Genomic DNA, 22,152 nt, shown 5'->3' on the forward strand with positions numbered 1-22,152 from the left:
GCCGGACCTGGCCCGCCGACGTCCGGCTGTCCGCTCCGCTCGCGCCGCGCATCGCGGTGCCGCGCGCCGAGGACTTGGCCGCGCTCAGCGAGCCGTATCGGGAGGCGTTCACCCGCACTGTCGCCGGGGTCGCCGAGACGGGCGCGAAAACCGAAGAGATCGACATCTCCGTCCTGCTCGACGCCGCGCTGCTGCTCTACGACGGCGGGATCGTCGCGGAACGGTACGCGGCGGTCGGCGCGTTCCTGGACACCGCACCGGCAGGCGCCGACCCCACGGTCGCCGCCATTATCGGCGCGGCGCGGGACAAGACCGGCCCCGCGTTCGCAGCCGACCTCGACGCGCTCGCCCACGCCAAAGCGGCAGCCGCCGAGCTGCTGCACGGCTTCGACGCCTTGCTGCTGCCCACCACCACCGAACACCCCAGTATCGCTGCGGTGCAAGCAGATCCGATCGGGATCAACCGGCGGATGGGCACCTACACCAACTTCTGCAATCTGCTCGATATGGCCGCCGTCGCCATCCCGGGCGCACCGACCGCCGACGGCGCGCCGTTCGGCGTCATGCTGGTAACTCCGGCCTTCGCCGACCAAGTTGCCGTAGACCTGGCCGCTCGCCTGCTCGGCGGCGAGAACGCCCCGCTGCTGGTCGATCGGGGCGTCGACCTCGCCGTCTTCGGCGCGCACCTGCGCGGGCAACCGCTGCACTTCCAGCTCGAGCAGCTCGGCGCCCGCTTCCTGGGCGAGATCCGGACCACCGACGCCTACCGCCTCACCGCGCTGGCCACGACACCGCCCAAGCCGGGCCTGGTCCGCCACGGACCCGGTCTCGGCGCACCGATCGCGGGAGAACTCTTCCGCGTCTCGGAGGCCGGCCTCGGCCGCTTCCTCGCCGACCTCCCCGCCCCCATGGCCCTGACCAGCATCGACCTAGCCGACAACCGCACCGCGATCGGCTTCACCTGCACCCACGACGCCGCGCGCACTGCCACCGACATCACCCCCTACGCCAGCTGGCGAACCTACCTCCAATAATCCCTTCTCCCCGAGTGGCACATGGTGGTGGAGTCTCCCGCAGCCGTGTGCCACTCGATTGCATGCCCGCAGATTTAGACGTTTGTGCTAGACAAATGTACTAGCGAGTGTTAGACATATGTCTGAGACGTTTGGGCAACGTAGTGGGAGCCGAGGTAGTTATGAGTGTCAAGTCCGTGAGTAGCCAGTTCCGAGTGCTCGTCGCCGGGGGCGGCATCGGCGGGAATGCCGTTGCGTTGCAACTGCTCCGGTCGGGGATACAGATCACCGTTGTGGAGCGGGCAGTGGCGCCGCGGCCCGGCGGGCAGGCCGTCGACCTGCGCGGGCCGAGCCGGGAGGTGGCCGAGCGGATGGGGATGATGCCGGGTATCCGCGATCACCAGCTCGACGAGCGCGGCATGAAGTACGTCGACAGTAAAGGGCGGGAGATCCTGCGCATGCCCGCGGAGCTCTTCGAAGGCAAGGGCGGGGTCGCCGAAGTCGAGATCAGCCGAGGGGACCTCAATCAGGTACTGCTCGATCTGCTCGCCGCCGAGCGCGGCGTCGACTACCGCTACGGCGAGTGGGTCACCGCGATCGAGCAAGACGACGCAGGTGTCGACGTGACATTCGCCTCCGGTGCCACCGACCGATTCGACATCGTGATCGGTGCGGACGGATTGCACTCCGCGACCCGGCGCATGGTGTTCGGCCCAGAGGAGCAGTTCGCCACCTACCTCGGCGGATACATGTCCTTCTGCACCCTTCCGCGTCCAGAAGACCTGGAGCCGCATTGGTTTTCGATGCACTCGCTGGTCGGCGCCACGGGGCTGGGCATGCGGCCCGATGCCGACCCCAGCACGTGCAAAGCGCTCGTCGTGATCCGCGCCGAGGCGAATTCCGCACTGCGCCGGGATGCCGAAGCGCAGCAGCAGTTCATTCGCGAGCGATTGGCCGGCGGCGGCTGGGAGGCGGCCCGCATCGCCTCGGCGATGGCCGACGCACCGGACTTCTACTTCGACGAGCTGGCACGCATCGACATGCCGAGCTGGGTCCAGGGCCGGGTGGTGCTGCTCGGCGACGCGGGCTACTGCGGCTCGCCGCTGACCGGCCAGGGGACGGCCATGGCGCTGGTCGGCGCGTATGTCCTCGCCGGTGAAATCGCCGCGCACGCCGCCGAGCCGGAACGCGGCTTGGCCCGCTACGAAGAGGTGCTGCGCCCCTTCGTGAAAATTGCGCAGCAGTTGCAGCCGGGCGGGCTGCACGCCATGACGCCCAAGACCGCCTTCGGCATTCGCGCAGGGCATCTGTTCAGCAAACTGATGATGTCGAAGGCGATGCGGCCGGTCATGATGCGAATGCTCAGCAAGACCGAGTCCTATGACCTGCCCGACTACTCGAGGGTGACTGTCTAGACGCGTTGTCGACCGGAGTCCCGCGCGGCTCCGGTGAACGGCATGTCGGCCGGAGCATCGGAATGACACACCGTAACCAGGTGCCGAGCCGGCCTCAGGCCAAGATGGAATCGCCACGCGGACCGGGGGTATCCCGGGGTCGAGACGCACGGCGCGCAGAACGACGAGGCGGCCTCGGCGTCTCGCAGTCCATGAGCGGGCACTCGAACGGATCGAGGGGAATGCCCTGCACGACAGCGACTTCGCGCGCCACCTCACCGCCCTGTCAGTCGATCACCGCTCCGTCGGGCGACCGTCGCCTCGTCAGTCGATCACCGTTCGACCGTCGAGCAAGAAAGGCAGCACGAAGGTGCGCAGTAGGGAACGTTCCTCGTCTTCCCCCGCGCCGGGCAAAGTCAGCAGCGATACCATCGCACGCACCACCCATTGGCCCACACGCTTGGCCGCGGGCGCGGGCAGTTCAGGACGGAACCCGGCGACGAACTCCGTGGCGAGCGCGTCGACCACGCCTGGCGAATTCGCCAGCTGGGCAACGATTCCCGCGTTAGCCGGTTCGAACCAGACCGCCAGATGCGGCGTCTTGCGCACCTCGTCGATCAGCGCGGTCAACGTATCGAGCAGCTGCTCCTCCGGCTTTGCGTTCGCCGAAACAGCCCGTTCCCGCCATACCCGGTCAACCAGTTGACGCGCCTCGCGCGCGGCGAAGGCCACGTAGAGCGCTTGTCGATTGTCGAAGTAGCGGTACAGCGTCGCCCTGGAACAGCCTGCTGCATCCGCTACTTCGGCCATCCCTACCCCGCTGACCCCTTTGTCGATGAACAGCGCGCGGACCGCGTCGAGGATGCGCTCACCGGCCAGCTCGGCGCGGCCGTCGGCCAGCCAGTCGCCACTCATACGGAGTCCTTTCCGGCGCGCTCGGAGCGCACTGCGGTCACACTCCGCGCCTGACCGCTCATGCCGTGCACCGGAACGGGAGGGTGGTCGGCCTGCGGACATAGGGACCGTTCGCGTACTCGACCGCGCCGATGTCGACCACGTACTCGGGGAACCGGTCGAGCAGTTCCTCGAGCGCGACGCGGGCTTGCATCCGGGCGGCGGCCGCGCCGAGGCAGTGGTGCGGCCCATGCCCGAACGTGAGGATGCGCTGCGGATTCCGGTCGATGTCGAGGGTGGCGGCATTCGGACCGAACGCCTGCTCGTCCCGGTTGGCGGACCCGAACACCAGCAGAACCTTGCGCCCGGCGGGCACTGTCTTTCCGGCCAGCTCCACATCGCGCGTCGCGGTCCGCGCCAGCCCCTGCACCGGCGAGGTCAGCCGGGCGAACTCCTCCACCGCGACCCGAATCCGGTCCGGGTCGGCGGCGAGGGCGGCGCGCTGGTCCGGATGCTGTTGCAGCAGTTGCACCGCGCCGCCCAGCAGACCCGTCGTGGTGTCGTTTCCGCCCGCCACCATGGTCCAGGTGTAGGCCAGGATTTGGACCAGTCCACGCACGTCCGCGTCGTCGGCGGCCATCCCCGCTCGAACGAGCAGGGACACGGTGTCGTCTCCGGGATCGGTGCGGCGGCGTTCGATCAGCTCGGCGAAGTAGCCCATCATCTCCGCCGACGCCGCTTGGGCTCGGGTGTTCGTCCGGTCGATGCTGCCCGCGACGACGGCGTCGGTCCACCCGTCGAACCTCGCCCGGTCCTGCCCGGGCACGCCGAGGTAGTGCGCGACGACCATGCTGGGCAGCGGCTTGAACAGCTGCGCGACGATGTCGCCGCCGCCTTGGCTCGCCATGTCGTCCAGCCGGTCGCGCACGAATCGGCGGACCACCGGTTCGACCTCCTCCACTTGGCGCGGCGTGAACCCGCGGCCGACCAGTTTGCGAAAGTCGGTGTGCTGCGGCGGGTCCTGCATCACCAGCGGCGGATTGTCGGTGAGACCGAGTTCATCGAGTTCGCCGTATTCCACAGTGAGCCCGTCGCGCGAGGAGTACGTCTCGCTGTCGCGCGCCGCCGCGTACACGTGCTCGTGCCGGGTGAGCACCCAGTAGTCGTTCTCCGGTCGCGCGGCCGGTACGACGTGATGCACCGGGTCCTGCTCGCGCAGCGCGGCGTACATCTCCCACGGCGACGCCCAGGTGGGGCCGGAACGAAGTTCGAAAACGGGAGCCGCCCGATACGCAACGTTCACCATGTATCGACGGTAAGACAAAATATGAAAACTGTCTAGAACAGGTTTCAGATCAGTCGGCCGGGCCGATCACCCACACAACCGGCCCGGCGATCCCCTTCCCCAAGTCGGGTTCGGTGCCGCACACCCGTTGGGTTACCTTCGGCAGCAGCAACGACCGAGTTCGGTGCCGGTCAGCTCCAGGAAGAGCCAGCGCGAGCGACCGCTCCGCACCCCATGCCCACCGGGCCGGCCACCCCTCGTAGACCGGCCCGGCGGACACCACCTCCGAGGCCCGACCTGTCACCCCTCGAGACAGGTCGCTCCCTGGTTCCCGCCCCCGGTGGCTTGCCTCCCCGCGAGACCAAGAATGCAAGCGCGGGCTTGGCGCACCCTTAAGAACACCTTGCAAGATCAAATCCGCAGGTAGCGGAGCGTTACCAAGTGGTGACGTGGCAAGCTCCTGCCGCACCGCCGCAATCGCGGGATGATAGAGACAAGTGCGCGAAGAAGATTGGGAGCGACGATGGAAACCGTGTTGGTCTGGATTCTGGCCAGCCTGCTCTACTGGTGGGGCTTGCTGTAAATGAACGAACCTGGCCGTCCCGCCCGGCCAGGTCTACTACAACGTCGCATAGCTTCCGCTCGAAGACTTCGCCGACAGGTGTCGCCCTCGGTTTGTCTCATGCGTGAACCCATTTACTCGGGCCACCGTTCCGACCCGCCCGTATGGCGACGACCACGATCCGTCTCCGCCATGACGGAATCCGTCATATCAGCCGCGTTACGTGTCGGATCCCAGCGCATCCTCCGCGGAAACGGCCGCAGCGTGTGGCGTCGGTCCACACTCGGTCGCAACCGTTCCAAGAAGGAGTGAGAAATGCTGACCGTGCTGCCCATCAGGTACGTCTCGGATGTGGAAGCGTGCCGTAAGTTCTACGCCGGTCTCGGGCTCGCGTTCGACTCCGATGCGAGTGTCGATGTCTGGGCGCAGCTTTCGGCCGATGCCGGGGCAGTCGGACTGCACGACTTCAGGGTGTCGAAGGGACGTCCGGCCGGATCGGTCGAACTCGGGTTCGCGACCGACGAGAAGCTGGAAGTGGTCGCGAGCCGACTGCGCGAGCAAGGCTACGACTACGAAATCTTCGACGAGGACTTCGGTCGCAGCCTGCGGGTCGTCGATCCGGACGGCGTGACGCTGCAGATCCAGGAGATCGACATGGACGTCGCCAGGGCGTCCGCGGCGGCCGTGGCTACGCACGCGCGGAACGAGTAGTACCCGCCGGTCCACGACCAGCGCCGTCGCCGAACGGGTTGTGGCGCGCATCACGAATTCGCGGCGGAATAGGTTGCGGCGACCGGTCGTTGAAGCTCCCTGTCGGCGTCCGGACAGCCCCGGGCCGCACCCTTCGTCGCTTCGAGCGACCACTCGCCGAGAGGCGCTTGTGGGACGTCGACCCGAGTCGTGACGTTGGCGTGGCGTCCGACAGCTGAACGCCGTCAGGTTTCGCGACCTGGCGGCGTTTCTTCACCAGTGGATTCCCGCCGGTGCAGGAACGCCGCCGCGCACAGTGGCGACTAGCCGGCCAGATGCGTCGCGACCACGGGCGCGACCCGCGCGATCAGCTCCTCGACCGATTCCGAGGCGATCGGCTCAACCTTCAGGACATGGCGGAGGTAGGCGATACCGAGCAGTTGGGCCATCGCCAGATCGATCCTGAGTTCGGCATCAGGACCGGCAAGGGCGGAGGCGAGCTGCGGGTACAGCTGGCCCTGGATGAACTGCCGCACCAGGCCGGCTGATTCCTCATGGGTCGCCGCCCCCCGCAGGATCGCCAGCAGCGGGCCACGTGATTCCGGCTGTTCCCACGCCTCGAAGAACACCCGCGTCAGCCGGTCACCGATCTTTCCGCTCGCACCGTCGATGATCCGCGCGGCGAGGTCGGCGGGCTCGAACGGCCATCCCATCGTGGCGCGAAACAGTTCCGCCTTGTTGCCGAAATAGTGCCGGATCAGTGCCGGGTCGACTCCGGCCGCAGCCGCGATGTCCCGCACGGTCGTCTTGTCATAACCGGATTCGGCGAACTTGCGGCGCGCGGTCGCCACGAGCACATCTCGGGTGTCGGTCTTGCCCGGTCGTCGTCCCAGCGGAGGCATAGTGCTCGAAATTCTACAGCCGTTGACTTTCTTGCTTCGCCCCGCTTAGGCTCGACAGAGAACTCAACGAGTGAGGAGTTTTTCAATGCCGGCTCCACGATGGATCGCCCGAGCCAACAAGATCGGGCTCAATCGAGTCACCAAGTTCATCGCCCCGTGGGCACCGGGGTGGGCGGTGGTGATCCACCGCGGGCGCAAGTCGGGCAAAATCTTCCGGACACCGCTGTGGGCATTCCGCCGCGGAGATGGCTACGTGATTGCACTGACGTACGGCTCGAACGCAGACTGGGTGCGCAATGTTCTCACCGCTGACGGCTGCGAACTACAAACCAGACGCAGGCACTACGAGGTCGGCACGCCCCGCGTCTACCGGGACCAGAACGCCACCGACATGCCCGAGTTCATCCGCTTCATGCTCCGCAAGGTGATCAAAGCTCCCGAGTTCCTCAGCGTCGAGGTGATGCGAGAACTGGATACACCGACACTCCCATCCATCCGCCGCTGAACTCCAAGCTTTCGTCCACGTCCGGACACCATCGGGCAGCCTTCGTCGCTTCGAGCGATCCGATAGCCGTTTGTGGAACGTCGCCCAAAGTCGCGGCGCTGGCGTGGCGTCCGGCAGCTCGGCGCCGGCAGTGGCAGGCAGGGCCAAAGCCATACCGGCGCTATGGGAACCCGTCACACCGAGGTATGACTAGATCGTGGAGACCGCTGACCGGTATCGAAGGTTCGCCGAACTAGAGGTCGGCGGCTACTCAGCGTGCTACCGGGAATGGGGTCTCGGCATCGCGGCTGATACCACTGTCCTGGCTTTGATCGATCAGCTGCCGCCGGCCAAACGGCAACCGAACCTGGTTCTCGCAGCCGCACGGTTCCGTGGCGCCGCCGAGGGGCCATATTCGCACTTCCGTGAATGGCTGGTCACACACTGGGCCCAGGTCTACGAGGTGGCCCTGACCCACAGCACGCAAACCAACGAGGCCGGTCGCATGGCCGTGCTTTTGCCGATCTTGGCCCGTCTTCCCGGCCCGCTGACATTGATCGAAGTCGGTGCCTCCGCCGGCCTGTGCTTGTATCCCGACCGGTTCAGCTACCGGTATGACAGCGGGCCCATCCTGCATCCGGCCGACGGCCCGTCGCCGGTTGAGCTCAACTGTGTCACTACGGGCGGGGTTCCATTGCCGGACGCCCTGCCGACAGTCGTCCAGCGCTTGGGTGTGGACCTGAATCCCTTACGCGTCACTGACGATGACGACCTGCGCTGGCTCGAAACCCTGATTTGGCCGGGGCAGGACGATCGCCTGCGCCGCCTGCGGGCGGCGGCGAGTATTGCCAGAACATCTCCACCCGTCCTGGTCGCGGGCGATTTGAACGCCAGGATCGCGGATCTGGTTCACGCGGCACCAGCAGACTCCACAGTGGTCGTATTCCACGGTGCTGTGCTGACCTACCTCGAGCCATCCTCCCGCATCCGATTCGAAGAAACCGTTCGTACTCTGCCGTGCCGCTGGATCTCCAACGAAGGCAGATCGGTACTGCCGTCGAGCGGGCATGACTTGCCCATGCCCGTTCAACGCGATACCGCGCAGTTCGTGCTGGCACTCGACGGGGTGCCTCTGGCCTACACGAGCCCACACGGCCAGACTCTGGACTGGTTCGCACACAGTCGATCTGATTGCCGCGCAATCGGGCCGAAAGAATAACGTGATGGCCGACATCTCGACGGCTACCCGGGATCGGTAGCTTCCGGAGAATCGGAAGATCCGTTGGGGGTCATCCGATGGGTTCACGACTTGGGATACACGACCTTGCGATGGGCGTATTCGCAAGCGCATGGAGGCTCACCGTCGAATCCGTCGAACTCTTCCGCGAGATGGACGATCACGCGGGCGCCATCGGATCGGGTGAGTGTCCACAACCACGGCTGCGGCTCGTCGCCGAAGCTGCACAGGATGTCGCAGCCGATCTGTGCTGCGAGCAGGACGACGAATCCTTGGCTGTCCGGCGCATCCGGTCCGGATAGTGGCGGATCGGCACTGAGCGAGAACGCAGCCGCGAAGTCTCCACCGACCGGCCGATATGTGCAGAAGACCGGGAACGGCCCATCCCGGTGGAAATCCTGGAGTGCCTCATCTGCAAGGTCGTCGCTGCTGACGAAGATGTCCGACTCCGGGAGTTCGAAGCATCTCCACAGAAAGGCGCGCAGTTCCATCGTGTCGAGAGGACAAGTGCACAGCCCGTCACACGCGATCACTCGACGAGCGTACTCGGCTGACACCATACGGAGCCCGCTCCGTCCGACCGAGCTCGTGTGGACTTCGCGGAGCCGAGGCCGCCCTGCGTCGGCGACGAGAGTGCGGAAGGATGACGCTCATGGCGGCGCACGATGGGACCTTGCACCGCAGGCTCGGGCTCACCGATTCGGTGATCATCGGGCTCGGGGCGATGATCGGGGCGGGCATCTTCGCGGCGTTGGCGCCTGCGGCCGCCTCGGCCGGGAGCTGGTTGCTGCTCGCGCTCGCGGTGGCGGCACTGCTCGCGTACTGCAATGCGATGTCGTCGGCGCGGCTGGCGGCGCGGTATCCGGTGTCCGGGGGAACGTACGTGTATGGGCGGGAGCGGCTCGGCCCGTTCTGGGGCTACCTCGCCGGGTGGGGATTCGTCGTGGGAAAGACTGCCTCATGCGCGGCGATGGCGTTGACGGTCGGTAGTTACGCCTGGCCTGAGCAGGCGCATGCGGTGGCGGTCGGCGCGGTGGTGGCGATCACCGCGATCAACTACACCGGGGTGCAGAAATCGGCGTTGGCCACCAGGGTGCTCGTCGCGGTGGTGCTCGCGGTGCTCGCGGTGGTGGTCGTCGCCGGGTTCTTCGGAACGCACTCAGCGGCAACGGCCTTGCCCAACCGGATCGGTCCGCGCGACGTTCTCACGGCGGCCGGTCTGCTGTTCTTCGCCTTCGCGGGATACGCCCGCATCGCCACCCTCGGCGAGGAGGTGCGCGAGCCGGAGCGGACCATTCCGCGCGCTGTCCTGATCGCGCTCGGACTCGCTCTCGCGGTCTACGCACTGGTGGCGGTCGCGGCGCTGAGTGTGCTCGGGTCCGCCGGACTGGCTCAGGCGACCGACCCGCTGGCGCGAGTGGTCACCGCGGCGGGTGTCCCGGCGGCCGCGCCGGTGGTGCGTATCGGCGCGGTGCTCGCAGCAGCCGGATCGCTGCTGGCGTTGATCCTCGGTGTTTCTCGCACGGTGCTCGCCATGGCGCGGGATCGCCATCTGCCGGGTGCGCTGGCCGCGGTGCATCCGCGCTTCGGAGTGCCGCATCGTGCGGAGCTCGTGGTCGGCGCGGTCGTCGCGGTGGTCGCCGCGATCTTCGATCTGCGTGCGGCGATCGGGTTCTCCTCGTTCACGGTCCTCGGCTACTACCTGATCGCAAATATCTCCGCCGCGACCCTGACGGTCGACGAGAACCGCCCGCCCCGCTGGATTCCCGTCGTCGGCGCGGCGGGTTGCGTCATCGTCGGATTCTCGTTGCCCTTTGGCTCCATCCTGGCCGGACTCGGCACACTCGCCCTCGGCGCGGCGCTGTACACGCTGCGTGCCGGGTCCCGTTCGCAGGGACCAGGAAGCGTGTGACCGCGCTGCGGCAGTGGGCACGCCGAGTCGCCGAGTTGCTGCGGCAGGAACGACCGGTACTCGTGGATCTCACCGGCTCGGTGGGCGGCACCGCCGGATAGCTCGACATCATGGCCGCCACCGCCGCGGACGTCCCCCGCTGCGGCGCTGCTGATCCGCCCGGACGGGTTATGTCGATGGGGCCACGACGGGTCTCGTCGCGGCACCGACCCGCTGCTCGATTCGGCACAGCCCCCGATAACTGGCAGAGATGATCGCGAGGTTGACGATGGCCCGCCTGTTGAGCGTGCGATGACGCCCGGGAGCGCTAGCCTCTTGCACATGGGGCGTTTCGGTGGATTCCTGGCGGGGCTCGTTGCGGTTTCGCTGGTGGCGGGCAATCTGCTCGCCGGGAGCGCGCATGCCGCGCCCGGCGATCAGGTGCGGTGCGCCGTCACGTCGGGCCGTGACCTGGAGCGGGCGGCGCCGGAGCAGGTCGGGTTGGATTCCGGGCGGCTGCACGAAGCGCTGCGCTTCGCCTCCGGGCGAAACCGATTCAACGTGCAGGTGTTCCGGCACAACTGCCTGATCGGCGAGGGGCTGACGAACCATCAGACCGACAACGTCGCGTGGAACATCTGGAGCTCGACCAAGAGCATCGTCTCCGTGCTCGCCGGAATCGCCTGGGACCAAGGCACACTCGAACTCGACGCACCGATCGACCGGTATCTGCCCGCCGGGCTCGGCGGTCCCGCGCACCGGTCGATCACCGTGGAGGATTTGCTCACCGAGACGTCGGGCATGCGAGTCGGGGTGGTGACCGAGGGCATCACCGGCGTGATCCCGATCGATCCGAACAGCGCGGTGCAGGCGCTCGGTGTGCCGCTGGACAATCCGCCGGGCACGGTCTTCACCTACAGCCAGCGCAATGTCGACCTTCTGGCTTACGTGATCGAGCTCGCTGTGGGTGAACCACTGCAACAGTTCGCGCAGCGTGAATTGTTCGATCCGCTCGGCATTCAGCGCGGCGACTACTACTGGGCCCGCGACCGGTCCGGACACACCTACGGCTACGCACACCTGATGATTCCGCCGAAGGATTTCGCCAAGCTCGGCCTGCTGGTGAGCAACAACGGACAGTGGGGCGGCCAGCGGATCGTCTCCGCCGAATACCTGCGGAAAGCGCGCACACCCTCGCCCACGAACCGGTGCTACGGATACCTGTTCTGGCTCGGGCCCGGGTGCGCCGAGACCGCGGATTTCCTGCCCCGCGACGTCTACCTGATGGCGGGTCTCGGAATGCAGAACGTCTTCATCATTCCGAGTCTGGATCTCACCGTGGTGTGGACCGGCGTCTTCGGAAACGTCAGCAGCCAGGGAGTGAGCGGGGTCATCCAGAACACCCAGGAACTGCCCTACGAATTCTTCCGCAAAGTATTCGACGCGTTCGACGAGCGGCCGGTCCCCGACCCCGGCCCCTACATCGAGCCACCGGTGCGGCTGGACCCCCGCCGTTTCGTCGACAACGACATCCTGATCGCGGTCTTCGGCATCGGGCCCGCCGCCTATCCAGGCTGCAACGTCTTCGCCTGCCTGAATTACCCGTTGGAGCCGCCATTCGCGGACACCCCGCCGGGCTGCGCCATCGTGGCCTGCCTCGGGCCGGACCCGCGCACTCCGGGCATCCGCTGAGCGGGAAAAGCTCGGGCGCGTCCGTACCAAATAACGCCGCGGCGAAAGATCGAGGTCAGTTCGGCGCTCCCACAACTGGGCACACCTTACTTGTCGGGGAATTCGAGTCTTGGAAGACTTGCCGAGGTCGACGAAAGACGCCGCGTACGAAAGGATCCCGAGTGCTCATCGAGGTTTTGCTGGGAATGCTGCACAACATTTTGACTACTGGAAAACCCTTCCTGGGCTCCTAAAGTTCGGCAGCGGACAAATTCGTGACCCATCCGTGCACCTCGTCGGTGCGCAGCGCGGCGTAATGGCGCTTGCGCAGCGCTTGCGAGATCGGCCCCGGTGCGCCGTCGGCGACCATGCGACCGTCTACCTCGACGACCGGGGCCGCGCCGGCTGAGGTTCCGGTGACGAAGACCTCGTCGGCGATGTACAGCTCGGTGAGGTCCACGGTGCGTTCGACCACCGGAATGCCGTCCTCGGCCGCCAGGGTAAGGACGGTCCTGCGGTTGATGCCGTCGAGGATGTCGCAGGACACGTCCGGGGTGATCAGCGTGCCGCCCCGGACCAGGAAGATATTGGCCGCGCTGAGTTCGCAGACATGGCCGTTGCCGTCGAGGAAGACGCAGTCGTCGTAGCCGCTGTCGATCGCGTCCTGCTTGGCCAGGACCGAATTCACATACGCGCCATTGACCTTGGCGCGGGAGGGGATGGCGTTGTCCGGAATCCGCCGCCACGGGCTGGACTTCAGCCGCATCCCGTCCTGCGGGACGATCGGCACCGCGTCGTAGACGAATATGCTCACCTGGATCGCGCAGCCGCGCACCCGAGTGCCCGGAATGGATTCGACCACGTGCACCGTCGCCCGCACGAAGACATCCTCGGCGGGGGCGTTCGCCGCGATCAGTTCCACGACGGCGGCGCGAAACCTGGCGAAATCCCACTCCACGGCGAACCGATCGATCCCGATGATCTTGCACGACTCCTCGAGCCGCCGGAAATGATCATCCAGCCGAAATGCGGTCCGCGCCGCCCCTTCCACGTGCACCGGGAAGACGGTGTAGACGCTCAGTCCGTACAACACCGCGGACGATGCGACACCGACCACGGCCGCATCGGCCGCAACGATCCGGTCGCCGAGATACACGTGGGGATAAGGGTTAGCCATCGCCGCAGGCTAACAGCGCAACCACCGAGCAGGCGAACCTATTATTCGTAGTGCTTGCCGACCTTGGCGATCCAGAGCGCATCATCCACCACTCGATAGACGATGCGGTGTTCCTGCGTGATTCGACGGGACCAGTATCCCGCCAGGTCATGCTTCAACGGCTCGGGCTTGCCGATGCCTTCGAAAGGATCGGACAGAATCGCCTTGATCAGCACGTTGACCTTCTTCAGCACAACACGGTCGCGCTGAAGCCACGCCGAGTATTCCTCCCATGCGGACTCGGAAAAGACGACTCTCATTCGATGAGGTCGCGTTCGATACCGCCACCGTTCTCGAGTTCCTGGATCGATCGACGTAGGCGCCCCCCATCGCGCCCGCTCAGCAACTCTACGGTCGTCATCAGCGAGTCGTAGTCTGCCTTCGACATCAGCACAGCATTTCCCCCCTTCGCCACGATCTCGATCGTGTCGTGATCCTCATTGACCTTTTTGACCAGGGGAAACAGCTTCTTGCGTGCTTCGCTCACCGTAATCGCTGCAGCCATGATGCCTCCCAAGCCCAGTCGTACCGGATATGGTACCACTGGGCTCGGGGGTGTCGCCAGAAATTCAGCGGTTGCTGAGCAGCACCTCGGCGATCTGAATCGTGTTGAGGGCGGCGCCCTTTCGCAGGTTGTCGCCCGAGATGAACAGGGCGAGACCGCGACCGTCGGGGACGCCGGGGTCTTGGCGGATGCGGCCGACGAGGGAATCGTCGACACCGGCCGCGGCCAATGGGGTGGGCACGTCGACCAGCTTGACGCCGGGGGCCTTGGCCAGGATCTCCTTGGCGTGCTCGACGGAGAGCGGCTCGGCGAATTCGGCGTTCACCGACAGCGAGTGGCCGGTGAACACCGGGACGCGCACGCAGGTGCCGCTCACCGCGAGATCCGGGATGCCCAGGATCTTGCGGCTCTCGTTGCGCAGCTTCTGATCCTCGTCGGTCTCGCCGGAGCCGTCGTCGACCAGCGAACCGGCCAGCGGAAGCACGTTGAACGCGATCGGCGCGACGTACTTGTTCGGCGGGGGGAAGTCGACGGCGCGGCCGTCCTGGGTCAGCTTCTCGGCGTCATCGATCACGGCACGCGCCTGGCCCGCCAGCTCGTCGACACCGGCCAGGCCGCTGCCGGACACCGCCTGGTAGCTGGACACGATCAGGCGGCGCAGTCCCGCGATGTCGTGCAGCGGCTTGAGCACCGGCATCGCCGCCATGGTGGTGCAGTTCGGATTGGCGATGATGCCCTTGACCAGATTGCGCGTCTGCTCCGGGTTGACCTCGCTGACCACCAGCGGGACTTCGGGGTCCTTGCGCCAGGCCGACGAGTTGTCGATCACGGTGACACCGGCCGCCGCGAAACGCGGAGCCTGCACCCGGGACATGGTGGCTCCGGCGGAGAACAGCGCGATGTCCAAGCCGGACGGATCGGCGGTCTCGGTGTCCTCGACCACGATCTCGCGGCCGCGCCACGGCAGCGTCTTGCCCGCCGAACGCGCCGAGGCGAAGAACCGCACCTCGTCGGCGGGGAAGTTGCGCTCGTCCAGCAGCTTCCGCATGACAGCGCCGACCTGTCCGGTCGCGCCGACGACTCCTACCCGAATCCCCATGGCCTATCGCCCCGTTCCCGCGTGGACCACCGCGACCTCGTCGCCGCCGAGGTCGAACGCCTTGTGCAGCACCTTGACCGCCTCGTCCAGTTCGGTGTCCTTGACCAGCACCGAGATCCGGATCTCCGAGGTGGAGATCAGATCGATGTTCACACCCGCCTTGGCCAGCGCCTCACAGAACGTGGCGGTGACCCCGGGGTGGCTCTTCATGCCCGCGCCGACCAGCGAAACCTTGCCGATGTGGTCGTCGTAGAGCACCTGGGAGAAACCGATGTCGGCCTGCCGCTTGGTCAGCATCTCGACCGCGCGGGCGCCCTCGGTCTTCGGCAGCGTGAAGGTGATGTCGGTCTTGCCGGTCTCGACCTTCGAGATGTTCTGCAGAACCATGTCGATGTTGATCTCGGCGTCGGCGACGGCGCGGAACACCTTGGCGGCGTAGCCCGGCTCGTCCGGCAGCCCGACCACGGTCACCTTGGCCTCGCTGCGGTCATGTGCGACGCCGGTGAGGATTGCTTGCTCCAAGGGGATGTCCTCCATCGATCCAGAAACGTAGGTGCCCCGCTTGTCGGTGTAGGACGAGCGCACATGCACGGGCACGTTGTAGCGGCGGGCGTATTCGACGCAGCGCAGCATCAGCACCTTGGCGCCGCAGGCCGCCAGTTCCAGCATCTCCTCGTAGGAGACCTGCTCGAGCCGCTGCGCGTCGGGCACGATCCGCGGGTCGGCGGTGAAGACGCCGTCCACGTCGGTGTAGATCTCGCAGACGTCCGCGTTCAGCGCGGCGGCCAGCGCGACCGCGGTGGTGTCCGAACCGCCGCGGCCCAGCGTGGTGACGTCCCTGCTGTCCTGGCTGACGCCCTGGAAGCCAGCGACCAGCACGACGAGGCCCTCGTCGAGCGCGTCCCGGACCCGGCCGGGGGTCACGTCGATGATCTTGGCGTTGCCGTGCGCGCCCGTGGTGATCACACCTGCCTGCGAGCCCGTGAACGAGCGCGCCTCGGCGCCGAGGGAGTGGATGGCCATGGCGACCAGCGCGTTGGAGATGCGCTCACCGGAGGTGAGCAGCATGTCCATCTCGCGGGCGGGCGCCGCGGGCGCCACCTGCTGGGCGAGATCGAGCAGTTCGTCGGTGGTGTCGCCCATGGCGGAGCACACGACCACCACGTCGTGGCCCTGCTTCTTGGTCTCCACGATCCGTTCAGCGACGCGCCGGATACGCTCGGCGGTCGCTACCGAGGATCCTCCGTACTTCTGAACCACGAGAGCCACGACAGGGTCCTCCAAGATCGACAACAAACTGGTAACAGTCATCCAGACTACCGGCCGGGTGCCAGCGGTTTTGCCGATACCTACCCGGCTTGTGCAAAACCCCACAGCCGCATCCGATCCCGGGCCGGACGCGCGGCCCGCGCGCGATGCGAGACCATGAGGGTATGAAGAGCACGCTGCTCGAGGTGAGAACGGGCCACAGCGAGGTGGTGCAGGACATCACATCGCAGTGCGCGACATTCGTCCGCGAAGCGGGTGGCGACGGGCTGCTGCACATCTTCGTCCCGCACGCCACCGCGGGGATCGCGATCATGGAATTGGGCGCACGCAGCGACGACGACCTGCTGGCCGCGCTGCGCGATCTGCTGCCCGCCGACGACCGATGGCGGCACGCGCACGGCTCCCGCGGCCACGGGCGCTCCCACGTGATGCCCGCGCTGATCCCGCCGTACGCGACGGTCCCGGTGCTCGGCGGGAAGCTGGCCCTCGGCACCTGGCAGTCGATCGCGCTGGTCGATCTCAACGTAGACAACCCGGACCGGCAGGTACGGCTGTCGTTCCTCTCCGACGCCGGCTGATCTGGCTCAGGCCCTGCTGAACCAGCTGACCTGAACGCCGCCGCTGAGCTGCCTGCGCTCGGTCGGCCGGAACTGCGTGGGACGGAACTCGCCCGCGAACCCGGGGACGCCGGTGCCCGCGACCACGGGATAGCTCTTGATCACCAGTTCATCGATCTCCTCCAGCAGCGCTGCGGCGAACTTGCCGCCGCCTGCCAGCCAGATGTCCATGCCGTCCTGTCGCTTGAGTTCGCGGACCAGCCCGACCGGATCGCGCTCGACCAACTCGACGCTCGGATCTTCGATCCGGCCCAGCGTGCTGGACACCACGTACTGCTTCATGTGCGCGTACGGACTGGTCACGCCGATGGCCAGCGCCGGATCGTAGGTGCCGCGACCCATCACCAGCGTGTCGAATTTCTGGTTCGGCGCGTCCACGTCGAGCCCGACGTGCGGGCGCACATGGGTGGGCAGGGTCTCGGGATACTCCGCGCACACCCATTCCCACATGTCGTCGGCTACCGGGTAGAAGTCGATTTCGCCATTCGGGCCCGCGATGTAGCCGTCGAGTGAAAGACCGACGAAGTAGACGAGTTTTCGCATGGGATACCTCTTTCTCTGGATTCGGTCGGCGGTCAGGCGCGGGTGAACCAGGTGACCTGCGCACCGTTGCCGAATTCCCTGCGCTGAACCGGAGTGAACAGCGTCGGACGGAACGCGCCGGAGAACACGGATATGCCGCCGCCTGCGACAACGGGGTAGCTCTTGATGATCATCTCGTCGATTTCGCCGAGCAGTTCGGCGGCGAGCTTGCCGCCACCCACCAGCCAGATGTCGCCGCCCTCGGCCCGCTTCAGCCCCCGGACGAGCTCGACGGGGTCGCGCTCGACCACCTCGACGGCCGGATCGTCGACGGAACCGAGCGTGCTGGACACCACGTACTGCTTCAGGTGCGGGTACGGGCTGGTCACACCAAGGGACAACCCGGGCTCGTAGCTACCCCGGCCCATCACCGCCGTGTCGAACCGCTTGTTCGGCTCATCCACCGCCATTCCAGCCTGTGCGCGCAGGAAGCCCGGCACGAACTCCGGGTATTCGCCGATAGCCCAGGCTGTCATCGCATCGTCGAGCGGGTAGAAGTCGTACTGCCCCTCAGGACCCGCGATGTAGCCGTCGAGGGACACGCCCACGTAGTAGACAAACTTTCGCATACCCATACCGCCTGACTCGTTGTACTCTGTTCGTAGTGATTTGAAATGTAGTACTACGACTGGAGTGGTGTCAAGTGCGGACCAACCCGGAACGACGACAGGCGCTGGTGGACGCGGCGATCGAAGTTCTCGCGCGCGACGGCGCACGCGGACTGACCTTCCGCGCGGTGGACAAAGAGGCCGCGGTACCGGCGGGCACGGCGTCGAACTACTTCGCCAATCGCGACGACCTGCTGACGCAGGCCGGCGGCCGCTTCTACGAGCGGCTACAACCGAGCGAAGAGACCATGGCCAAGCTGACCGACGGGCCGAAGAACCGAGCGAACATCATCGAGCTGATGCGGGAGACGGTCGGGCGCATCGAGGCGTTTCGCACCGGCTACTTGGCCCTGCTCGAATTGCGCCTGGAGGCGACCAGGCGACCGGAACTGCGCGCCGTGCTGAGCGAGCGGGTGCGCAAGGACATCGAATTCAACGTGCGCAACCACATCGAGTCCGGCATGCCCGGCGACGAGAAATCGGTGCTGCTGCTCTACTTGGCGCTCAACTGGCTGATTGTCGATCGGCTCACCCTGCCCGAGGTGTTCACCGAGGAACAGAGCCAGGCATTGATCGAGGCCGCCGTCGAGCGGGTCATCGGCGGAGACGACTGAATCGACACCCCATAGCTTCACGGAATGGTTGTGACGCGCAGCACTCCGTTCGATAATGGGGCGATGATCGCACATGTAGGAGATCGACTCTGCGTACACGGACACGTGGTGGGAGAAGTGGATCACCTGGCCGAGATCATCGAGGTCCGCGGCCCGGACGGGACGCCGCCCTACTTGGTGCGCTACTCCGACGGTCACGAGTCCTTGATATATCCGGGACCTGATGCGGTGGTCGAGCCCGCCAACTGAACGCCACGCCGGACGAGCGCTAGGCGGCTACTTCGCCTGCGCTCGGCCCGGCGCGGGTCCGATCAGGCCCGACGCGTGCGGAGGCGCGTCAGCGCGAATGCAACGATGCCCGCGATCAGCACCTTGCCGGCCGTCTCGATGATCGCGGTGACGTCCACAGCCGGGTGCCAGGTGAGTCGACCGTCGCGCAGCACGTACGCGCCGACGGGCCTGGCGGCCAGACCGAATCCCACTCCTTCGCCGCCGCCCTCCCCTTCGGCGTCTTTGCCACCGCCTCCGCCCCCACCCCCGCCGCCTCCGACGCAGGCGGCGGGAATGATCACTGCCCCATCGGATTCGTACGGCTCCCCGTAGACCCGGCGCACCGTGAACGTGTCCCGCACCTGCGCCAGCAGTTCGGCGTACTTCATGACAACCTCCCACCCGTACCGAGGGCGTCGGACAGCGACGCTCTTTCCGATCCGATCGTATGCGAGCGGGCTGAGCGCGAGCCCTTCCGCGCGAAACCTGCTACTCGGAAGTTGTTCGGACAGTGGCCAATCCCCGATCTCGAGCAGATAACGGCATGTTATCCAGGGTAATCCAGAATCGGTGTCAGCGGTCAGGTTGACGACGCCGACAAATGGCGGCCACAATCGGCCGACTTGTCCACCCGGGGGTCGGAGGTATGCCATGCGCACCAAAACAGACATCCGATTCTTCGTCGACACCGACCCCGCGCAGGTCATGGACGCCCTGATTGCCGTGGAATCACTACCGGACTGGTCATCCTCCTACAGCGACGTGCGGGTCGCGACGCGCGACCGGTGGCGCAGGCCGCTGCGCGTCTTCGTCCGGGCGGAGCTGCTCGGCAGCGGGGATCTGCAAGTGCTGGAATACGATTGGACCGACGGCCGGTGCTCGTGGGTCGTCGCCGACAGCACTCGCGGCGTGCGGGGCGGCGGCTGGTTCGAGGTGTCCGACCGCGTCGACGGCACGCATGTCTGGTACCACGTCGAGCTGTATCTACCCCTCCCGATTCCCGGATTCCTGCTCAAACGCACCGTCCGCAAGGCCAATGAAGTAGTGGTGGAGTGCTTCATCGAGTTCGCCGAGCGTTTCCCGGAACCGGAAAACTATCAACACATATAGCCAAAGCGAATAATTGCCCGCGGCGCTGCGCTCTGCGCGAAATTGCCTGCCCCGGCAAGTAGCGAACCAGCACCGGACCGGCCGGAGTGCGACGATAGGCACCATGATCGGTACCAAACGGGTTCGGTTCCAGCCGGTGGCGGAAGACGCATCGGTAACCCAGCTCGAGCTGTTCTTCGACCTCGTGCTCGTCTTCGCGTTCACCATGGTCGCCGGCCTGGCCGCCGAGGAGACCAGCGCGAAGAACATGCTGCGCGCCTTGCTGGTGCTCGGGGTGACGTGGTGGCTGTGGATCGCGTACTCCTGGCTCGGCAACGTGGTTCGCGCCGACGAGGGCATCGCACGGCTCGCGATGTTCGCCGCGATGGGCGGCGGCTTCCTGGCGGCGCTCACCATTCCCGAGGCGTTCGCCGACAAGCCCGGCGGCTGGTTCGGCCCGCTGGTCTTCGCCATCGCCTACCTGATCGTCCGGTTGGTACACGTCGGGATGTTCTGGCTGGCCAGCTCCGAGGACTCCCAACTGCGGAACCAGGTGCTGCGCTGGGCGCTCGGCTCGATCACCATCGGCACCACGCTGCTGGTCGTCGCCGCGATGACGTCCGGCCGTGCGCAGATCGCGCTGTGGATCGCCGCCATCGCGGGCGACTACCTGTGGACGCTGTTCGCGGGGACCGATTGGCGGTTGAATTCGGCGCGACACTTCGTCGAGCGGTACGGGCTGATCATCATCGTCGCGCTCGGTGAATCCATCGTCTCGATCGGCATCGGAGTGGCGGGGCTGCCGATCTCCTGGCCGATCGCACTCGGCTCGATGCTTGGCCTGGCCATTTCCGGTCTGCTGTGGTGGGCGTATTTCGACGTGGCCGCCCTGTCGGTGGAACACGAACTCGCGCGCGCTACCGGCGCGCGGCAGATCAAGATCGCAACGGTTTCCTACACCTTCTGGCATTTCCCGATGATCGTCGGGATCATCGCGCTGTCGCTCGGGCTGAAGAAGGTGCTCTACTACGTCGGCGACTCCTCGCACCACACCCTGAAGGACGCGCTCTACGGAATTCCGCTGTACTCCCTCTACGGCGGCGTCGCGCTGTACTTGATCGCGCTCGTGGGGTTCAAGCACTACGCCACGGGCATCGTCACGGTGCCCCGAGTGGTCGCCGCGGCGGTGCTGCTCGCGCTCATCCCGGTGGCCTGCGCGCTGCCCGCGCTGGCATCGCTGTCCCTGCTGTGCGTTGTCCTGATCGGGCTGATCGCTTGGGAGACCGTCCGATTCGCGCAGCCGAGGGACGAGATCAGGCACGCGGCAGCCGCGTGAGCTGGTGCCGGACGCCGTTCTCGCGCGGCGTCGGGCCGTACGCCGACGGCGGCACCCGGACGCCGTCGCGGACCGCGTCGCGGATCTGATCGATGTTCTCCCGCAACATATCCGAGACGAGTTCGTCGGTCCGCGGGTCTTCCAGCACCTGTAACACGATGCGGAACGCGGTGTCGGCGATCAGCCGGATGATCTCGTCGTGGAACGGGATGTAGCGCACCCGGCCCGCCTGCGGGTCCTTCTTGATCAGTTCGAGGATCATCTCGTCCAGTTCGGCGCGGTTCTCCTCCAGCGCCGCCGCGATATTACGGGTGTAGTGGCCGGTGCGCAGCACGTTCGCCACCTCGTCCATCACCGCGATCGTCATCGGGCGGCGGATGGTGTCCACGATGGCCGCCACGAAGTGATTCACTACAGCGGCGGTCACGCGGTCGCCGAACACCCGGTCGGCCACCCGAGCGAGGCGGACGGCGATGACCACGATCCGCAGCAGCCGGAAGCCGCGGAAGAAGGGGCTGGTCACCGGGATCATGCCGAGGACTTCGTACCAGTAGACGAGCGGGTAGGTCCACGGCCAGCCCGCGCGGCGCCAGCGCCACAGGAACTCCGCGGCGAACACCGCGCACAACGACCAGTCGACGAACACGACCACGCGGTAGGTGTGCCCGGAAACCGGGAAGACGGTGATCCAGACGACCAGCGCCACCGAGACGATGGCCAGCGCCAGCATCACGAAATCGGTCCACAGCATGGGCGGCTTGCGCGGATACTCCTGCGGCTGCGGCGCTTCCCGCAGACCGTATCGCTCGCGAGGCGAGCCGCCGATGCCCGAGCTGGAGGTGGGAGCGGACACTACTGGGGATCCCTTCGACGCCGAACGGTGCCGCCGACAGTAGTACGAGCAAAGCACGCTCGGCACGGTTG

General features: G+C 66.4%; 26 protein-coding genes. 12 read left to right on the plus strand and 14 right to left on the minus strand.

Going from position 1 to position 22,152, the window contains the following annotated elements; translation table 11 throughout:
- Together NA4_RS23245 and NA4_RS23250 are read left to right on the plus strand one after the other, a co-directional pair.
- A partial coding sequence (locus tag NA4_RS23245) for an allophanate hydrolase-related protein (RefSeq protein WP_245671555.1) occupies positions 1 to 1,034 on the plus strand: 1,034 nt, incomplete at its 5' end.
- A gap of 176 nt (positions 1,035 to 1,210) precedes the next feature.
- Positions 1,211 to 2,428: an FAD-dependent monooxygenase gene (locus NA4_RS23250; protein ID WP_245671556.1), complete on the plus strand. Its 1,218-nt coding sequence runs from the start codon at positions 1,211 to 1,213 to the stop codon at positions 2,426 to 2,428.
- Between the two features lie 303 nt (positions 2,429 to 2,731).
- Here the strand turns inward: NA4_RS23250 and NA4_RS23255 are convergent, their stop codons facing one another.
- Genes NA4_RS23255 through NA4_RS40670 form a run of 3 tightly spaced genes read right to left on the minus strand, consistent with a single transcriptional unit; the run spans position 2,732 to position 4,890 of the window.
- Positions 2,732 to 3,322, minus strand: coding sequence for a TetR/AcrR family transcriptional regulator (locus NA4_RS23255; RefSeq protein ID WP_067473809.1), 591 nt, complete (start codon positions 3,320 to 3,322; stop codon positions 2,732 to 2,734).
- Positions 3,323 to 3,380: 58 nt separating this feature from the next.
- The gene (locus NA4_RS23260) at positions 3,381 to 4,607 is read right to left on the minus strand and encodes a cytochrome P450 (RefSeq protein WP_067473811.1); all 1,227 of its coding nucleotides are present in this window, start codon (positions 4,605 to 4,607) and stop codon (positions 3,381 to 3,383) included.
- Between the two features lie 49 nt (positions 4,608 to 4,656).
- On the minus strand, positions 4,657 to 4,890 hold the full coding sequence (locus tag NA4_RS40670; protein WP_157129249.1) for a hypothetical protein: 234 nt from the start codon (positions 4,888 to 4,890) through the stop codon (positions 4,657 to 4,659).
- Positions 4,891 to 5,463: 573 nt separating this feature from the next.
- Here NA4_RS40670 and NA4_RS23265 point away from each other — a divergent pair.
- The gene (locus NA4_RS23265; protein ID WP_067473814.1) at positions 5,464 to 5,859 is read left to right on the plus strand and encodes a VOC family protein; all 396 of its coding nucleotides are present in this window, start codon (positions 5,464 to 5,466) and stop codon (positions 5,857 to 5,859) included.
- A gap of 302 nt (positions 5,860 to 6,161) precedes the next feature.
- On the opposite strand, the gene NA4_RS23270 is transcribed toward NA4_RS23265, so the two are convergent.
- The gene (locus NA4_RS23270; RefSeq protein ID WP_067473817.1) at positions 6,162 to 6,740 is read right to left on the minus strand and encodes a TetR/AcrR family transcriptional regulator; all 579 of its coding nucleotides are present in this window, start codon (positions 6,738 to 6,740) and stop codon (positions 6,162 to 6,164) included.
- Positions 6,741 to 6,825: 85 nt separating this feature from the next.
- On the opposite strand from NA4_RS23270, the gene NA4_RS23275 reads away from it, so the two are divergent.
- Together NA4_RS23275 and NA4_RS23280 are read left to right on the plus strand one after the other, a co-directional pair.
- A complete protein-coding gene (locus NA4_RS23275; protein ID WP_067473820.1) occupies positions 6,826 to 7,245 on the plus strand; it encodes a nitroreductase family deazaflavin-dependent oxidoreductase in 420 nt (139 codons plus the stop codon).
- A gap of 196 nt (positions 7,246 to 7,441) precedes the next feature.
- Positions 7,442 to 8,443, plus strand: a complete 1,002-nt coding sequence (locus tag NA4_RS23280; protein WP_067473823.1) for a DUF2332 domain-containing protein — start codon at positions 7,442 to 7,444, stop codon at positions 8,441 to 8,443.
- An 83-nt stretch (positions 8,444 to 8,526) separates the two neighbouring features.
- Here the strand turns inward: NA4_RS23280 and NA4_RS23285 are convergent, their stop codons facing one another.
- Complete coding sequence (locus tag NA4_RS23285; protein ID WP_067473826.1) at positions 8,527 to 8,952, minus strand: hypothetical protein; 426 nt, start codon at positions 8,950 to 8,952, stop codon at positions 8,527 to 8,529.
- A gap of 161 nt (positions 8,953 to 9,113) precedes the next feature.
- On the opposite strand from NA4_RS23285, the gene NA4_RS23290 reads away from it, so the two are divergent.
- On the plus strand, positions 9,114 to 10,373 hold the full coding sequence (locus NA4_RS23290) for an APC family permease (RefSeq protein ID WP_067473884.1): 1,260 nt from the start codon (positions 9,114 to 9,116) through the stop codon (positions 10,371 to 10,373).
- Positions 10,374 to 10,694: 321 nt separating this feature from the next.
- Positions 10,695 to 12,044: a serine hydrolase domain-containing protein gene (locus NA4_RS23295; RefSeq protein ID WP_067473829.1), complete on the plus strand. Its 1,350-nt coding sequence runs from the start codon at positions 10,695 to 10,697 to the stop codon at positions 12,042 to 12,044.
- Between the two features lie 229 nt (positions 12,045 to 12,273).
- Here the strand turns inward: NA4_RS23295 and NA4_RS23300 are convergent, their stop codons facing one another.
- From NA4_RS23300 to NA4_RS23320, 5 genes are all read right to left on the minus strand, one after another.
- Positions 12,274 to 13,200, minus strand: coding sequence for an aminotransferase class IV (locus NA4_RS23300; RefSeq protein ID WP_067473832.1), 927 nt, complete (start codon positions 13,198 to 13,200; stop codon positions 12,274 to 12,276).
- Positions 13,201 to 13,241: 41 nt separating this feature from the next.
- Positions 13,242 to 13,499 carry a Txe/YoeB family addiction module toxin gene (locus tag NA4_RS23305; RefSeq protein ID WP_067473835.1) on the minus strand — a complete coding sequence of 86 codons (258 nt, stop codon included), beginning with the start codon at positions 13,497 to 13,499 and terminating at the stop codon, positions 13,242 to 13,244.
- Positions 13,496 to 13,744: a type II toxin-antitoxin system Phd/YefM family antitoxin gene (locus tag NA4_RS23310; RefSeq protein WP_067473838.1), complete on the minus strand. Its 249-nt coding sequence runs from the start codon at positions 13,742 to 13,744 to the stop codon at positions 13,496 to 13,498. The genes NA4_RS23305 and NA4_RS23310 overlap by 4 nt, the downstream gene beginning before the upstream one ends.
- A gap of 64 nt (positions 13,745 to 13,808) precedes the next feature.
- Positions 13,809 to 14,843: an aspartate-semialdehyde dehydrogenase gene (locus tag NA4_RS23315; RefSeq protein WP_067473841.1), complete on the minus strand. Its 1,035-nt coding sequence runs from the start codon at positions 14,841 to 14,843 to the stop codon at positions 13,809 to 13,811.
- A 3-nt stretch (positions 14,844 to 14,846) separates the two neighbouring features.
- Positions 14,847 to 16,112: an aspartate kinase gene (locus NA4_RS23320; protein ID WP_067473888.1), complete on the minus strand. Its 1,266-nt coding sequence runs from the start codon at positions 16,110 to 16,112 to the stop codon at positions 14,847 to 14,849.
- A 164-nt stretch (positions 16,113 to 16,276) separates the two neighbouring features.
- Between NA4_RS23320 and NA4_RS23325 the strand changes: the two genes are divergently transcribed.
- Positions 16,277 to 16,690: a secondary thiamine-phosphate synthase enzyme YjbQ gene (locus NA4_RS23325; RefSeq protein ID WP_067473892.1), complete on the plus strand. Its 414-nt coding sequence runs from the start codon at positions 16,277 to 16,279 to the stop codon at positions 16,688 to 16,690.
- A gap of 6 nt (positions 16,691 to 16,696) precedes the next feature.
- On the opposite strand, the gene NA4_RS23330 is transcribed toward NA4_RS23325, so the two are convergent.
- The gene (locus NA4_RS23330) at positions 16,697 to 17,272 is read right to left on the minus strand and encodes a dihydrofolate reductase family protein (protein WP_067473844.1); all 576 of its coding nucleotides are present in this window, start codon (positions 17,270 to 17,272) and stop codon (positions 16,697 to 16,699) included.
- Between the two features lie 32 nt (positions 17,273 to 17,304).
- Positions 17,305 to 17,880 carry a dihydrofolate reductase family protein gene (locus NA4_RS23335; RefSeq protein WP_067473894.1) on the minus strand — a complete coding sequence of 192 codons (576 nt, stop codon included), beginning with the start codon at positions 17,878 to 17,880 and terminating at the stop codon, positions 17,305 to 17,307.
- A gap of 74 nt (positions 17,881 to 17,954) precedes the next feature.
- Here NA4_RS23335 and NA4_RS23340 point away from each other — a divergent pair, with 74 nt between their 5' ends.
- Positions 17,955 to 18,533 carry a TetR/AcrR family transcriptional regulator gene (locus tag NA4_RS23340; RefSeq protein WP_067473847.1) on the plus strand — a complete coding sequence of 193 codons (579 nt, stop codon included), beginning with the start codon at positions 17,955 to 17,957 and terminating at the stop codon, positions 18,531 to 18,533.
- Positions 18,534 to 18,596: 63 nt separating this feature from the next.
- Positions 18,597 to 18,782 (plus strand): DUF1918 domain-containing protein, encoded by a 186-nt coding sequence (locus NA4_RS23345; RefSeq protein ID WP_067473850.1) that lies wholly within the window; start codon positions 18,597 to 18,599, stop codon positions 18,780 to 18,782.
- A 62-nt stretch (positions 18,783 to 18,844) separates the two neighbouring features.
- Here NA4_RS23345 and NA4_RS23350 read toward each other — a convergent pair whose 3' ends face one another.
- Positions 18,845 to 19,192 carry a spore germination protein GerW family protein gene (locus NA4_RS23350; RefSeq protein WP_067473853.1) on the minus strand — a complete coding sequence of 116 codons (348 nt, stop codon included), beginning with the start codon at positions 19,190 to 19,192 and terminating at the stop codon, positions 18,845 to 18,847.
- Positions 19,193 to 19,454: 262 nt separating this feature from the next.
- Here NA4_RS23350 and NA4_RS23355 point away from each other — a divergent pair, with 262 nt between their 5' ends.
- Together NA4_RS23355 and NA4_RS23360 are read left to right on the plus strand one after the other, a co-directional pair.
- Positions 19,455 to 19,913 carry an SRPBCC family protein gene (locus NA4_RS23355; protein WP_067473856.1) on the plus strand — a complete coding sequence of 153 codons (459 nt, stop codon included), beginning with the start codon at positions 19,455 to 19,457 and terminating at the stop codon, positions 19,911 to 19,913.
- Positions 19,914 to 20,016: 103 nt separating this feature from the next.
- On the plus strand, positions 20,017 to 21,228 hold the full coding sequence (locus NA4_RS23360; protein WP_067473859.1) for a low temperature requirement protein A: 1,212 nt from the start codon (positions 20,017 to 20,019) through the stop codon (positions 21,226 to 21,228).
- Here NA4_RS23360 and NA4_RS23365 read toward each other — a convergent pair.
- Positions 21,206 to 22,081, minus strand: coding sequence for an ion transporter (locus NA4_RS23365; protein ID WP_245671557.1), 876 nt, complete (start codon positions 22,079 to 22,081; stop codon positions 21,206 to 21,208). The genes NA4_RS23360 and NA4_RS23365 overlap by 23 nt on opposite strands.
- Positions 22,082 to 22,152: the final 71 nt, after the last annotated feature.

The sequence above is a fragment of the Nocardia amamiensis NBRC 102102 genome, assembly GCF_001612745.1.
GTDB lineage: Bacteria > Actinomycetota > Actinomycetes > Mycobacteriales > Mycobacteriaceae > Nocardia > Nocardia amamiensis.

Coding starts and splice junctions, on each gene's coding strand:
- NA4_RS23255 (WP_067473809.1), bottom strand. CDS start 3,322: ATGAGTGGCGACTGGCTGGCCGACGGCCGCGCCGAGCTGGCCGGTGAG.
- NA4_RS23260 (WP_067473811.1), bottom strand. CDS start 4,607: ATGGTGAACGTTGCGTATCGGGCGGCTCCCGTTTTCGAACTTCGTTCC.
- NA4_RS23265 (WP_067473814.1), top strand. CDS start 5,464: ATGCTGACCGTGCTGCCCATCAGGTACGTCTCGGATGTGGAAGCGTGC.
- NA4_RS23270 (WP_067473817.1), bottom strand. CDS start 6,740: ATGCCTCCGCTGGGACGACGACCGGGCAAGACCGACACCCGAGATGTG.
- NA4_RS23275 (WP_067473820.1), top strand. CDS start 6,826: ATGCCGGCTCCACGATGGATCGCCCGAGCCAACAAGATCGGGCTCAAT.
- NA4_RS23285 (WP_067473826.1), bottom strand. CDS start 8,952: ATGGAACTGCGCGCCTTTCTGTGGAGATGCTTCGAACTCCCGGAGTCG.
- NA4_RS23290 (WP_067473884.1), top strand. CDS start 9,114: ATGGCGGCGCACGATGGGACCTTGCACCGCAGGCTCGGGCTCACCGAT.
- NA4_RS23295 (WP_067473829.1), top strand. CDS start 10,695: ATGGGGCGTTTCGGTGGATTCCTGGCGGGGCTCGTTGCGGTTTCGCTG.
- NA4_RS23300 (WP_067473832.1), bottom strand. CDS start 13,200: ATGGCTAACCCTTATCCCCACGTGTATCTCGGCGACCGGATCGTTGCG.
- NA4_RS23305 (WP_067473835.1), bottom strand. CDS start 13,499: ATGAGAGTCGTCTTTTCCGAGTCCGCATGGGAGGAATACTCGGCGTGG.
- NA4_RS23310 (WP_067473838.1), bottom strand. CDS start 13,744: ATGGCTGCAGCGATTACGGTGAGCGAAGCACGCAAGAAGCTGTTTCCC.
- NA4_RS23315 (WP_067473841.1), bottom strand. CDS start 14,843: ATGGGGATTCGGGTAGGAGTCGTCGGCGCGACCGGACAGGTCGGCGCT.
- NA4_RS23325 (WP_067473892.1), top strand. CDS start 16,277: ATGAAGAGCACGCTGCTCGAGGTGAGAACGGGCCACAGCGAGGTGGTG.
- NA4_RS23330 (WP_067473844.1), bottom strand. CDS start 17,272: ATGCGAAAACTCGTCTACTTCGTCGGTCTTTCACTCGACGGCTACATC.
- NA4_RS23335 (WP_067473894.1), bottom strand. CDS start 17,880: ATGCGAAAGTTTGTCTACTACGTGGGCGTGTCCCTCGACGGCTACATC.
- NA4_RS23345 (WP_067473850.1), top strand. CDS start 18,597: ATGATCGCACATGTAGGAGATCGACTCTGCGTACACGGACACGTGGTG.
- NA4_RS23350 (WP_067473853.1), bottom strand. CDS start 19,192: ATGAAGTACGCCGAACTGCTGGCGCAGGTGCGGGACACGTTCACGGTG.
- NA4_RS23355 (WP_067473856.1), top strand. CDS start 19,455: ATGCGCACCAAAACAGACATCCGATTCTTCGTCGACACCGACCCCGCG.
- NA4_RS23360 (WP_067473859.1), top strand. CDS start 20,017: ATGATCGGTACCAAACGGGTTCGGTTCCAGCCGGTGGCGGAAGACGCA.